At 45.0% G+C, this 13,366-nt stretch carries 10 protein-coding genes; 8 read left to right on the top strand and 2 right to left on the bottom strand.

The window, feature by feature from the left end:
- Positions 1-189 precede the first annotated feature (189 nt).
- The 6 genes from QUA38_RS12925 to QUA38_RS12900 all read left to right on the top strand — a co-directional run bounded on the left by QUA38_RS12925 (position 190) and on the right by QUA38_RS12900 (position 7,595).
- Entirely contained in the window at positions 190-1,365 is a 1,176-nt protein-coding gene (locus QUA38_RS12925; protein ID WP_333162319.1) for a family 10 glycosylhydrolase, read from the top strand.
- A 459-nt stretch (positions 1,366-1,824) separates the two neighbouring features.
- Positions 1,825-3,741 (top strand): HEAT repeat domain-containing protein, encoded by a 1,917-nt coding sequence (locus tag QUA38_RS12920; RefSeq protein ID WP_333162317.1) that lies wholly within the window; start codon positions 1,825-1,827, stop codon positions 3,739-3,741.
- Positions 3,742-4,481: 740 nt separating this feature from the next.
- Positions 4,482-6,278 (top strand): ATP-binding protein, encoded by a 1,797-nt coding sequence (locus QUA38_RS12915; RefSeq protein WP_333162315.1) that lies wholly within the window; start codon positions 4,482-4,484, stop codon positions 6,276-6,278.
- Between the two features lie 362 nt (positions 6,279-6,640).
- On the top strand, positions 6,641-6,802 hold the full coding sequence (locus QUA38_RS12910) for a type II toxin-antitoxin system antitoxin SocA domain-containing protein (RefSeq protein WP_333162340.1): 162 nt from the start codon (positions 6,641-6,643) through the stop codon (positions 6,800-6,802).
- Between the two features lie 21 nt (positions 6,803-6,823).
- Positions 6,824-7,159 (top strand): hypothetical protein, encoded by a 336-nt coding sequence (locus QUA38_RS12905; RefSeq protein WP_333162313.1) that lies wholly within the window; start codon positions 6,824-6,826, stop codon positions 7,157-7,159.
- Positions 7,131-7,595 carry a hypothetical protein gene (locus QUA38_RS12900; protein WP_333162311.1) on the top strand — a complete coding sequence of 155 codons (465 nt, stop codon included), beginning with the start codon at positions 7,131-7,133 and terminating at the stop codon, positions 7,593-7,595. The genes QUA38_RS12905 and QUA38_RS12900 overlap by 29 nt, the downstream gene beginning before the upstream one ends.
- 670 nt (positions 7,596-8,265) lie before the next feature.
- Here the strand turns inward: QUA38_RS12900 and QUA38_RS12895 are convergent.
- Positions 8,266-9,156 (bottom strand): hypothetical protein, encoded by an 891-nt coding sequence (locus QUA38_RS12895; RefSeq protein ID WP_333162309.1) that lies wholly within the window; start codon positions 9,154-9,156, stop codon positions 8,266-8,268.
- Positions 9,157-9,237: 81 nt separating this feature from the next.
- Here QUA38_RS12895 and QUA38_RS12890 point away from each other — a divergent pair, with 81 nt between their 5' ends.
- Entirely contained in the window at positions 9,238-9,828 is a 591-nt protein-coding gene (locus QUA38_RS12890) for a hypothetical protein (RefSeq protein WP_333162307.1), read from the top strand.
- A 166-nt stretch (positions 9,829-9,994) separates the two neighbouring features.
- Positions 9,995-12,697, top strand: a complete 2,703-nt coding sequence (locus tag QUA38_RS12885; protein ID WP_333162306.1) for a CHAT domain-containing tetratricopeptide repeat protein — start codon at positions 9,995-9,997, stop codon at positions 12,695-12,697.
- A 105-nt stretch (positions 12,698-12,802) separates the two neighbouring features.
- Here the strand turns inward: QUA38_RS12885 and QUA38_RS12880 are convergent.
- On the bottom strand, positions 12,803-13,366 hold a 564-nt coding region (locus QUA38_RS12880), incomplete at its 5' end, for a cation-translocating P-type ATPase C-terminal domain-containing protein (RefSeq protein ID WP_333162304.1).

Below are 13,366 nucleotides of genomic sequence, written 5' to 3'. Positions count from 1 at the left end.
CGCCCCGCGCACCTTATCCATAAATAATATCGGGTGCTACCAATAAATGTAGGGTGCGTACTCCGCACCTTATCCATAAATAATATAGGCGGTTCTTCGGCGCATCTTATCCATAAATAATACCGGTTGCTACCAATCAATAACGTAGCGGGTGCAGTGCCCAGCTTACAACAAAAAAAGATTAAATAAATGGGATTTTTCACACCTTTCCAATCAGCAATTCGCAGTTTTACCTCTTCCCTCCAACAGCGGTTGGCGACGACTGGATTTTCTGCACCCAATCCAGCAACGCTGCCCAGTTCGTTTGCGACTAACAATCCTGGTGGAATTCGCGGCGTTTGGATAACCACCACTGACTCCAAAGTTCTAACATCAAAAGAGCGAATTGCTGAGGCAATGGACTTTCTCGCCGATACGGGATTTAATACCGTTTTTCCTATAATTTGGAGCCAGGGTTATACGGCTTATCCTTCTAAAATTATGCGGGGAAAATTTGGGGTGGAAATTGACTCGCGCTATCAAGGTCGCGACCCCTTAGCAGAAATATGTGTTGAGGCCAAGAGAGTTAGTTTAAAAGTAATTCCTTGTTTTGAATACGGATTTGTGAGTTCTTACAATCGCAAGGGCGGCCATTTGCTGGCGAAAAAACCTGAGTGGACCGCCCGTGATGCCAGCGGCAATTTACTTAAGAAAAATAACTTTGACTGGATGAATTCTCTTGACCCGGAAGTGCAAGACTTTGTGCTGGGGTTGATGCTAGAAGTTGCTAAGAATTATCCGGTAAACGGGGTTCAAGGAGACGATCGCATTGCGTTTCCGGTAGAAGGCGGTTACGACGAAAAAACGGTTAAACGCTATCTAGAAGAGTGCGGTAAAGCAGCGCCGTCGGATTGTAAAGAACAACATTGGCTACAGTGGCGTGCTAATATTATTACTGAGTTTGTAGCTCGTTTACACCGAGAAGTGAAAGCTATTAATCCTGATTTGTTGCTATCGATGTCGCCGAGTCCTTATGACTGGGGATTGGTGGAATATTTGCAAGATTCTAAAGCTTGGGTTGACAAAAACTTGGTCGATGTGTTTCACCCGCAGTTTTATCGCCGCGATTTTAATGCTTACAAACAATTGGTCGATAAAATGATTGGGGGACAGCTTAGCGGCCAGCAAGTAAAGTGCGTGTCGCCCGGTATTTTGTTGACGAATCGAGGCAGCAAATATAGCATAACTCCCGAACTGTTGTTGCAAGTAATTACTTACAACCGCTCTTGCGGGATTCAAGGAGAAGTGATGTTTTTTTACGAAGGTTTGCGAGATAACGATAACGCTTTGGCTAAGGTTTTGAAAAAAGGGCCCTATGCTCGTTGAGAGATTGTCCCGCAATCAAGCTGTTTCCGGTTAGCTGCAGTCAACCGCGCCGATCGCTATTTCAAACCAAGTGGGTATAGAATAAGATGTTGCACCATTCTCAATAAGCTTTGATTAACAGGCAAGATGCCTGTTCCACAAAGGGTGAATTTTCTTGTGGAACAGGCATCTTGCCTGTTCCTGACAATGGTGCAAGATGTGAGTATAAAATGATATAGCAGAGCTAGGCAAGTTAAGAGCGCAGCGATGCCAATCAGCAAGCGCAACTAATTGTCAAGGCGATCGCCCAAACAAACCCGATAATTAATAATTGGGGAGTTGCAAAAATAGTGGAATAAGACATATTTTAGAAGTGGGTGCAAGCTTTTTTTTATAAGTAGCGTTTTGTAGACGCCATATTTTTGAAAGACAGTTTAAAAGAGCAATCTCAACCGCTCGCCAAAATATTAGGATAAATCAGTGACCTCAGCAGCAAACCTCATCCAACAGCTACCCGAGCTCAGCGATGCTCAATTCCATCAAAAATATTTGAAACAAAAACAAGGGATGCGCACCTTGGCGACTATATTGCCGCAAGTAGAACAGCAAAGTCTGGCTTTGCGGGCAGTAAAATTAGCTCTAAAAGTAAATTTAAAACTCGGCTCGAAGCTAGCAGGAACGGTAAGGCCAGAGTTTCAAACAGCTACCATAAAATTAATCGACAAAATCCCCACTTCGCTGCTGCTAAAAATTCAACTACTGGCCCTAACAAGTTCCGATATGGCAATTCCGATGCTGGTGGCCGCATTGAACCACCAAGAAAGTGCAGTGCGCCTTGAGGGGATTCGAGCGATCGGGAAAATCGGCTCCGAAGCAGCAGTAATTGAATTAGCCCGATCGCTCGAATCTCAAGATTCCCAAATGCAAGCTTGGGCCGCTTGGGCTTTAGGAGAAATTAACTCGAAACCAGCCGCCATAGCACTGCTCAAAGCCATCAAACACCCAGAGTCCAAGGTGCGCGCCCGGGCTGTTTGGGCCTTGGGCAAAATTAACCCGAAAATAGCCGTCCCCGCGCTGCTGAAAGCCCTCAACCACCCAGACTCCGAGGTGCGCTGGCGGGCTGCGGTCAACTGCGGGAAAATCGGCATCTCTGAAGTAGTTCCCGGGCTGTTGAATGCCCTCAGAGACGAAAATCACATCGTCCGCGCTAGGGCCGCGGCGGCTTTGGGGAAAATCGGCGATTGTGAGGCAGTACCCAGCTTAATAGAATTGCTTCACGACGACCCAGACTCCTATGCAGTTTCTTTGAGGGCCGCCGAGGCCTTGGGACAAATTGGCACGGAAACGGCTGTGGCGGGGCTGGTACAAGCCCTCAAACATAACGACTCTGACGTACGGGGCAGTGCAGTTTCTGCCTTGGGAGAAATCAGCAGCGAGGCGGCTATGGTGGCCGTAATCCGATCGCTCTCGGATCGAGACATTTTCGTGCGCGGCAGGGCGGCGGTGGCCCTTGGGAACATAAATACAGAGGGAGATGCGAAATTGCAAAAAATGGTGGTCGCGGGACTGGCGAGTGCAATTGGGGATAGCGAATCTTATGTGCGCTGGAGAGTTGCTGCTGCTTTAGGGGAAATTGGGACAGAAGAAGCAGTGGCAGGTTTGGTGCGGCTGCTGGGGGACGAAAATTCTGGAGTGCGCCAAAACGCTGTTAAATCACTCGGTCAAATTGGCTCAACGGCTGCTATTCTGGCTCTAGAAACAGCTTTAAATCGCGAATTTGCTGACGTTCGGGCGCTGGCTGCCCAATACTTGGCGGATGTCAGGACTGAGGCAGAAATAGTTGATTTTCAACCCTCTGTTTCCCCAGATTTATCGGCAGAAAAACTGCCGAAAATCCTGATTGCTTCGCAAGCCGAAGCCAGCGAATACATTGTTGAACGCCCTGCGCGACGCGAGATTAAATACCTGATCTCGATCGGCAGTCCAGGCGTCCCCGAACCCAAAACTTTTGATCAAATCTCGAACCGAATTTGCCTGGAGTTTAACGACCTCGACACCCCCGTTGACGACCCCGATCAAATCTTGCCTACCCTTGAGGATGTACTTAAAATTATTGACTTTGCCCTCAAAATGTCACCACAGGGAGGCAGTTTGCTGATCTGCTGCCAAAGTGGGATCAGCCGTTCAACTGCCACAGCTTTGACTGTTTGTGCTGCGCTGTTGGGTCGCGGCAAAGAACAGGAAGCTTGCGCCGTTGTTCTCGCCGCCAGACCCCAAGCCAAGCCGAATCGCTGGATGGTACACTTGGCCGATGAAGCTTTGAGTAGAGACGGTAAGCTAGCACTGGCGCTCGAATTGACCACCGCAACTCCAGAACTCGCAATCGCCAACAGTTGACTCCCGGAAACCGGGTTTCTTTTCGCAAGCCCTACAGTTATACTCAACTAACGACACTTCACCTCAGACTTGTCTGTGCGGGGCAACGGTGCCAAAAGTCGATCGCCAGGGTGCAAAAGTTCGATCGACTCCTGCATTTGTGACATTCTGTGCTACAAAGTTGTCGGATGATCAACAAAAACCGTTAAGCAATCGTCGCATTGCTGGCAGCAAAACTCCCAAGCTGAGGAATCGGGTGCATTGTCAACAGACAATATCAGCTTTGGGCTACTCACAGGCAAAACAGGTCAGAGAGAATTTTCTGTCTGTAACATTCTACGCAGGGATAATTCACTGCGGGTATAAATTTTTATTTTTTTTGCCTGTGGCAGACTTTTACGAGTCGAAAAAGTAATTTGACAACAGTCATCAACAGCCTAATTATCTCTTAGACATCAACCGAATTTAAGTTTATCCTCTGACTCGACAATAGTTTCAGATGCTTTTTCGCAGATGTCTACGGTTAAACAGACAAGCTTTTCCATTTGGAGAACTTAAGAGCGTGGTAGATGTTAGCAGAATACAGCGGTTGCATATGTCCAAAATTAACTTGCGAAAAAAACAGGGAACGAAGCAAGTTTATCAGTTGCCGTTTGGGAATACCAAGGCTAGTTTAATCGAGAGTTAGAACCATTTAACCCGCAGAAAGAACCTGTGGCAACGCGAAAGGTAAACAAAAAAATAGCAAGGTAGGTAAACTGATGCCGCTCTTTATTTCTGAACAAGTCGCTTCTCTAGAAACCGCACACAAGAAAATATCCAGCAAGGATTTTGTAGAAATACCATCCTTAAAACTCCGCCAAACGTGGCCCTATAAAATTGGTGCTTTGTCCATCCATAAAAAAATTGGTCGCGGGTATTTCCTGGCAATAGGAATCGGATTTTTTGGCTCTTTGAGTGGGCTGGTGATTGCCGATTACTACCAAGGACAAGGATTAAAACAATTCAATGACGCTCACCTACAAGCGCAATTACTCGGCAATTTTAAAGATGCAGCGATGGCGGCACAATTGCAGGGAGCGCAGCTAGATTCTTTTGTAGATAATTCCGCCAAGCTGAAACTTCAAGAAGAGCAGTTTGTTAAGAGCATTTTTCAAGCAAAAGAGCTGCGGTTACGCATAGAAAAGTTTGCCGATAGCCAACCTGCTTGGCTGGCAGCAAAGCCGGAAGTTCTCAAAAGTTTACTACAAGATTGCACGGAAGATTTAGAATCCTATGCCGATACTCTCAAGTCAACTTTGCAGCAAATTCAGCAATCGCAACTGTCACATCGGGAGATAGAGTCTGCCACAAAATTGTTGGCCACAGAAAGTGGAGAAGGTGTAAAACAGCTCAACAGCAGCCTTGAGAGATTGAGCCAAATCCTCGATATTGCCCAGCAGCAAGAGGGGCAAGGCGGTGAAGTGATGGAAGACGCTCAAGGAATGGAAAAAGCCATAATTATTATTAGTATGCTGCTGTCGGTCGTGGTAGCCGGAATGGTGGCTGACCGCACCAGTCGGGCGATCGCTAAACCCGTCGTGAGCGTCACTCAGATTGCCAAACAAGTGGCCGCCGAGTCGAATTTTGATTTGCGAGCTTCCGTCACCGGACAAGACGAAATAGGCTCATTAGCTGTGTCTCTCAATCACCTAATCGAGCGAGTTTCGGAACATACAAAAGAATTGAAACAAGCTAAGGAAGCCGCCGTCACCGCTAACACTGCTAAAAGCCAGTTTTTAGCAAACATGAGCCACGAATTGCGGACTCCTTTAAATGCGATTATCGGCTACAGTCAACTACTTTCAGAAGATGCCCAAGATGCGGGATTTGATGAGTTTGTACCCGACTTGCAGAAGATTCAGAAGGCGGGCACGCACCTGTTATCTTTGATTAACGATATCCTCGATTTGTCAAAAATTGAAGCGGGGGGGATGAAACTCGAAATCCAAGAGTTTGACATCGAATCCCTGGTTGACAATGTTGCGAGTGCTGCGAAACTGTTGGTAGAGAAAAATGGCAATGTTTTGGAGATTGAGTGCGATCGAACTGCGGGTATCATGCACGCAGATTTCAAAAAAGTGCGGCAGGTTTTGATGCACCTGCTGAGTAATGCTGCTAAGTTCACCAAAAACGGCAGAGTTAAACTAACTGTCAGGCGCATTAAAGGAAGCGGCAAATTGAATGCAGCAGGGCGATCGGCGATTGACGATTCAATACCTGCCGATGAAATTCATTCTGCGGCGATCGCTTGTCCCTTGCTGAATGTTCAAGAGTCCGATTGGATTTGTTTATCTGTCAAGGATACCGGAATTGGAATGTCGCAAGAACAACAGCACAAATTGTTTGAAGCTTTTGTGCAAGCTGACTGTTCATCAACGCGACAGTACGAAGGCGCCGGATTGGGGCTGACACTTAGCCGCTACTATTGTCAGATGATGGGCGGGGAAATTTTGGTAGAAAGCGAAAAGGGAAAAGGATCTATTTTCACTGTGCGGATACCGGCGGGAAATGGGTGATGTGATGTTTGGGCGAGAGATTTAGGGGGTAGGCAGAGGGGCGAAAATTTATGTTTCAAACCTCTGGCTTGATGTCCAAATGCTTTAATCTGGTGAGTGGGGGCGATCTTTCCAGGTGCGAGATTTTATTTTTTGGCAAGTCCTATTTAATATTTATTCTGGTGTATGTTGTTATACATTTTAAATATATTACTGCACTATTTACAGGCTTCGTATATAATAATTATATATTGACATTTGGCAAATTGGTTAAAAGAAAAAACGTTTATTTAAGTAAGGATGTGGATTGAGCCCTGATTGACTGTCTCAATGCTGCTAGCTACTTGATTATCAGAACTTATGAGGATGGTATAGAAGCTGAAATGACCAATATGAAGGTTCAAAAGCTTTTATATTATGCTCAGAGCTTACATTTGGCGCTGTACAATGAGCCGTTGTTTGCAGAAGAAATCCAAGCGTGGCGCTATGGGCATGTTTGTCCTCCTGCTTATAGATTCTACTGTGATTTTGAGGCTAAACAATGACCAATTCCTCCCAAAGAATCCTTGTCGAATTTTCCATCGGAGAAGAAAGAACTTTTAGAAAAAATTGGGGAATACTTCGGTGGCTACCATGCTTATCAACTCAGCGATATGACTCACGGAGAATTTCCTTGGAAGAAAGCTCGTAAAGGTCTACCACCTCAAGCAAGTTCAACGGAGCCAATTCAGCTTAATGACATGAAGGAATTAGGCTATCAAAAGCTCGATCGCATAGAAAGCGCTCGCCCTGCATACGAACTAGCGATGTCTCAAATTGTAAACGATGCGTTGGCTTCGGAATCATTAAATAGTATTGGCCAAGGAGAAGTGCATGACTGGCTCAACTCCCTTCTCGATTGAAGCATCCGATAATTTCAAGCGTCCTTTCAAGAAACCTGCAAAGGTTCACAGAGAAAACTTTGTTGCCATGATTGCAAAAACTATTGAAGCATCCGATAATTTCAAGCGTCCTTTCAAGAAACTTGCAAAGGTTCACAAAGAAAACTTTGTTGCCATGATTGCAAAAACTTTGGAAGATTTAATTGACGATCAATACCCCAAGAACTCTCGTAATGAACCTCTACCGGGAAAAACTCTGTTACCCCAAGAATGGACTTTTCATAAATTGGAAATCAGGTTGGCAAAAGGGGCTTCGGGGCAAATTAGACTGATGTACTTGGTGAACGCTACTACTTGCACAATTAGACTGGTTGCGATTTACAGTCATGAGCAGTTTGCCAAACGGCCTGCTAATGACGATCTAAAGAGTGTTATCCGAAAAATTCTAGATTTTTAAATGTATGTGTTAACCGAAAAGTTGGGGTTACTTAGGCATCATTTTGTGTTGCTACGATGTTTGTTGGCTCTAGAATTCAGATATCCATCAACTGATGAGGATTCGGGTAAGGTAGCCAACTTATTTTCAAACTCCGAGGGCTTCATGTGCTGGGTAGTGGTGCAAGAGTTAGGATTTTTGCTCCCTTAATCCCTACACACATAGGGTTATATCGAGTTTCATCATTACTTATGCAGGACTACCGATTAGTTTAATAGGTTGCAATGGAGATAATAGAAATTTTCCCCTATCGAACTCAACTCAAATTCGCGAGGGAAAACACCTGAAAAGTCAAAGGGGGGCGATCATCCAAATTTTACCGAATGCTGAGCGCTATACAATTGCGCGTTTTGTCAACCACCAAGATGCGGACGATCGGCGGAGGGCTTTGTGTCAGTTTATTCCAGGGGGTGTGTTTGAAGTTATGTGCGATCGCACATAACAAATAAACACAAATGACGGTGACAATGGTAGCGACTCTGTATTAAGTCCGTCGGGGATTTTAACCTCGGCTTAATAGCAAAAGTCCGTCGGGAGTTGTAACCCCTAACGGACTGGCGGACTATCGGACTAACCGAGGTTTCTGACCATCTGTGTATAATCCTGGATGAAAACCAGACCCAAGCCTAATTTATTTAGACTGTTTAGAAGCTTCGGGACTTACAATTAACAATTGATCGCCGGATTGACTTTGTTGAATGGCAATCACTGGCGGGCGAGCTTTAGGGTCTGTTTGCTGTTTATTTGTTAAAGCCGGAAACATATAAATCCAGTTTCCTCTCTCCAAAAGTAACCGCCAAACTCTAGGTTCTTTGGGATTATTGATATCAGTATAATCTCTTTTGCTCAAATCTGTAAATAGATCTGCATCGCCGATCGCCTTAAATCCTTTGGGGTCTAGTCGGAGCGTTGGATCGTCGAGTTTTCTGCCTAAAGCAATGTTGTCTTGCTTGGCGATTAAGGCAACTGCGGGTAAAGAGGAATTTTCCCCGGCATCGCGTCGGGCATCGGCAATACCTTGGTGGTATGCTGACCAAAACAACACTAGCAATACCCAACCGACGATGATAATTTCGTCAACTAGCGATCGCAATAATTTTATCGAGTTATATCTATTTACATTAAATTGTTGCCAAGATTTCAGGATGCGGTAAATCCACCTGAATCTTCTGCCGTAAGGATAGGAAAGCGACCGTGTAATTATGCCATTAATTTTAACAGAAACTGTCTTGTTTATACTATTAGCCAGCCACAAACTGAGGTAAATCGCCAGGGCTGTGATCACAAGGGCAATCGTACTTTTGAATATGCTTTTTCCGCCAGCTAAAAACACCTGAAGCGGCACCATAAAAAACGATTCGACGGGTAAATCGAGAGTCGTTACCTCTAGCTGAAAGAAGGAAAAATAAGACCAGCGATAAATCCATCCCGTGAAAAACAGGGCAGCACCAAGCAAGCCAAAAACACTGGCAAAGCTGCCTAAAATATTCGATTCGGGGGTAGATTCTGGAGTTGGGAGCACGGATTTACCCTCAAGGGACTGAAGTATGGGTTTATAATGGTAGCGGGTTAACGCTTACCCTTGAAAGGAGTTTAGGGAAGTATGAAACGCAGAACGCTTTCTTTTCTAGTTGTAGCACTTTTTACAGTAACGGCGAGTATGGCTGCACGAGTTAATGCCACCAGTCAGGAAGTCCAGAAACGCAATTTGCCATCCGTACAAGCACAGGCTAACGCCAGCGGGCCCATACCCGTAGCGTTGCCGACGCAAGCGGAAATTGTGATGAAAGGGGGCGAAAAAAGAGATGGTAGAGTTGTAGAGATTGATGAGAAAGGGCAAAAATTATGGATACAGGGATCGAGGGAAAAGCGATCGCTCCCCTTGAGTCAAATTGATAAAATAGTATTTCCCAATAATGCGGTGGTTTATCGAACTAATGGGGTGCAGTTTATTCGGGGCGAAAACTCAGTAGATACAAATACTCAAGCGAAATGGAACGGTATTCCGATCGGCGATTTTCGTCTGATAGATGCTGTCAAAGGTCAAGCTGAGGTAAAATTGAGGTCGCCTGTTGTGAATCGGGGACAATTGCGGGCAATTTTGGCAGTTGCAAAAGATCGGCAATTTGTAGTTGATGAAATGAAATTCGAGCCGCAGAAAAAGACGGTGACTATTTTAGTAACTCCTTATTGATTGTGTTAGGGGTTTAAGACAGCACCGTCCACCGTTGTTTGGGAGCGACTGCAAGGTGATTACCATATCTGATGACTTTGATGAACCATTAGAAGATTTTCAGGATTATATGTAATGAGACTTCTGATGCCTCTCCTATTTAATCGCATTCGGTGAATAAAAAAAAATGAAACGAATTATTAGCAAGGTTTTGGTTTTGGGTGTGTGTTTAGCTCCTCTGATTGTACCACCGATCCTGCAACCTAGTAGGGCACAAAGTCCAAATGCACAGAGTCAAGAAGTAGAGAAACTGATACGGCAAGCAATAGAACAGCAACAGCAAGGAAGATCGCAACCGGCAATAGAAACATGGCAGCAGATTTTAAGCATTGTACGACAATTGAACGATTTAAAAACGGAAGTATCAGTCCTCAATAGGATTGGTATCGTCTACAACAACATTGGACAACCAAAAGAAGCATTAAAATACTTTAACCAAGCTTTGCCAATTTCGCGAGAAGTGGGGGATCGCTATGGGGAAGTTTTGACTTTGACTAATATTGGTTTAGCCTACGACAAACTTGGCAAATCAACAGAGGCATGGGAATACCTTAAGCAAGCTTTGCCAATTTGGCAGGAAGTGCGCGATCGCTCTGGGGAAGCTAGAACTTTGACTAATATTGGTTCGTATTACCAGAACACAGGACAACCACAAGAAGCATTGAAATACTATAACCAAACTTTGCCAATTTGGCAGGAAGTGGGCGATCGCTCTGCGGAAGCTTTTACTTTGACTCAGATTGGTTGGGTCTATGACAGCATTGGAAAACCAGAAGAGGCATTGAAATACTATAACCAAGCTTTGCCAATTTCCCAGGAAGTACACGCTCGATTTGTAGAAGCTGTTGCTTTGAATGGTATTGGTTGGGTCCACTACAGAATTGGAAAATCAGAAAAGGCATTGGACAACTTTAAGCAAGCTTTAGCAATTTGGCAGGAAGGGGGCGATCGCTCTGGGGAAGCTACTACTTTGAATAATATGGGTTTAGCCTACGACAAACTTGAACTATCAAAAGAGGCATTGGAATATCTTAAGCAAGCTTTAAAAATTAGGCAGGAAGTGAGCGATCGCCCAGGGCAAGCTGCTACTTTAACTAATATGGGTTTAGCCTATAACAACATTGGCAAACCAGAAGAGGCATTGGAATACCTTAACGAAGCTTTGCCAATTATGCGGGAAGGGGGCGATCGCTCTGGGGAAGCTACTACTTTGAATAATATGGGTTTAGCCTACCAAAACATGAAACAACCAAACAAGGCATTGAAATCCTATAACCAAGCTTTGGAAATTAGGCTGCAAGTTGGCGATCGCCCTGGCGAAGCTGTTACTTTAACTAATATTGGTTTAGCCTACCGAGATATAAATAAACCTACTGATGCCATCAAAAACTTGGAGGACTCCATCAAGATTACTTTAGAAATGCGGAGTGGCTTACAGCGAGAAAATCGCCAAAAGTTTTTACAAGCTAATAACTTAACTCCGATCGCCCTCACATCCCTCCTCATCGACCAAAACCAAGCAGATCGCGCTTTTCAATGGGTCAACATCGCCACCACAGCCGATCTCGCCGACTACACCCGCTTAATTGACGCCAAAGTTGCCAACCCCCAAGCACAAAAAGCCATTGACGAGTGGAATCAAAAAAATCAACAACTGCAATTCCTCCGCGGCCAACTCAAAGACAAATTCTCAGAAAATCTCTCCCGACAAATGCGGGAATTAGAAGCAGAAGTCAACCGCCAAGCAGAAGAAATCTCCCGCAGTTTCCCAGAAGTCGCCGAACTATTTGAAACCAAACTCAAAGACATCGCCCAACTAAAAGCAAGTATCTCACCCGGAACCGTTGTCATTCAACCAGTTTTGCTCACAAATATCGGGAATGTCCCCAATACGATCGCCCTATTTGTCTTGACAAAAGATAGTTTAAGTGTTAAAAAAATTACTATTAATCCTGCAGAATTCGACAAACTCCTCACTCAATACCGCGAACAGCTGCAAAATACTGGCGACACTAACTTCACCGTAACTGGCAGCAAACTCTACGAAATCCTGATTCGTCCCGTAGAAGACCAAATTAAGGCATTCTCACCCAAACAATTGAGCATCATCGCTACGGGAAAACTGCGCTACATCCCCTTTGAAACGCTCTATGACGAACAAACCGATGAATTCCTCATCCAGAAATATCCCGTCAACTATCTCACCCGCATTTCTACCAGGTCAATTCCCTATTCGACATTACAAGGCGGCATCTTAGCATTAGGAAATCCCGTCACCCGAAATCCGCAAAATCTACCCGGTTCCGAAGCAGAAGTTAGAAATATCGCTCAATTATTACCGGGAAGTTCCACCTATATCGGCAATACCGCCACCCTCGACCAATTCAAAACTCAAGCACCCCGCTTTCCCTTTTTGCACCTAGCAACTCACGGCTGTTTCCAACAGGGAGGCTGTCAAAAATTGGGCATGGAGGAAAATACACTGCTATTTGCTGACAGCCAATTCAATATTCGCGATGCGGCGTTATTAGGATTGCAAAACACCAGACTCCTCACCTTAAGCGCGTGTCAAACTGCTATGCAAGCGAATTCTAACGGTGAAGAAATAGCGGGAGTTGCATATATATTTGAGCGTGCGGGTGCGAATGCTGTGATGGCAAGTTTGTGGAATGTTGATGATTCAGCTACTCAAGAATTGATGGTTGAATTTTATCAAAATATCAATAAAGGGATGAGTAAAAATGAAGCTTTGCGGCAAGCTAAATTGAGTCAAATTACTCGCCATCCGTTTTATTGGTCGCCGTTTATTTTAATTGGGGATGCGCGGTAGTTACTAACAGGCGGAACAGTTTACCCGATCGCATTTCTAGATATATCTGTATCCGTAAATGCGATCGTCAGCAATTAGGAGTAGCAAGTGTTCACAAAATTCAACCTAATTACCTTTCTGGCTCTGCTTCGGAATCAATTTCCCAGGAAACACCACTTTTCGTAGTTCTTCTGCTCCTAAAATGATCGGTGGACACACCAACAATAGCAGCCATTGCCAGGGTGCTAAAGGTGCTGTCGAAAAGATGCGGCTCAACAATTCGTTATTGATCACGAGCACCACTAAAACCCATTCAATGACAATTCCGAGCCAGATTTGTGGATTAGAAAAGAATCCCAGCCGCAAAATTGATCCACGTTCCGATCGACAGGCAAAGACATTGCCCGTTTGACAAGCCACAACAGATGCCAGAGTCATAGTAATGGCTTGAGTATAGATGGCGATCGTAGCGGCATCTGCTGAATGAGACAGAATGCTTGGGGTTGCGGCTTGTAATTCTGCCAAGTCATAACCGTAACTCCACCACACCAGAAAAAATGCTGCCATCGCTACGGCAGCTTCCAGCAATCCCAAGAAGCCATAGGCGCGCAAAAGCAGAGACCGATCGAGAAGCGGTTGCGATTTTTTCCGGGGGGGCTGCTGCATGGTTCCGGCTTCTGCCTTTTCTGC

The organism is Microcoleus sp. Pol12B4 (assembly GCF_036701385.1).
GTDB lineage: Bacteria > Cyanobacteriota > Cyanobacteriia > Cyanobacteriales > Microcoleaceae > Microcoleus.
This window is presented reverse-complemented; position numbering and strand designations above follow the sequence as displayed.

Bases quoted from the DNA above. Each gene is read 5' to 3' on its own strand.
- QUA38_RS12925 (WP_333162319.1), top strand. From the start codon at position 190: ATGGGATTTTTCACACCTTTCCAATCAGCAATTCGCAGTTTTACCTCT.
- QUA38_RS12915 (WP_333162315.1), top strand. From the start codon at position 4,482: ATGCCGCTCTTTATTTCTGAACAAGTCGCTTCTCTAGAAACCGCACAC.
- QUA38_RS12910 (WP_333162340.1), top strand. From the start codon at position 6,641: ATGACCAATATGAAGGTTCAAAAGCTTTTATATTATGCTCAGAGCTTA.
- QUA38_RS12900 (WP_333162311.1), top strand. From the start codon at position 7,131: ATGACTGGCTCAACTCCCTTCTCGATTGAAGCATCCGATAATTTCAAG.
- QUA38_RS12890 (WP_333162307.1), top strand. From the start codon at position 9,238: ATGAAACGCAGAACGCTTTCTTTTCTAGTTGTAGCACTTTTTACAGTA.
- QUA38_RS12885 (WP_333162306.1), top strand. From the start codon at position 9,995: ATGAAACGAATTATTAGCAAGGTTTTGGTTTTGGGTGTGTGTTTAGCT.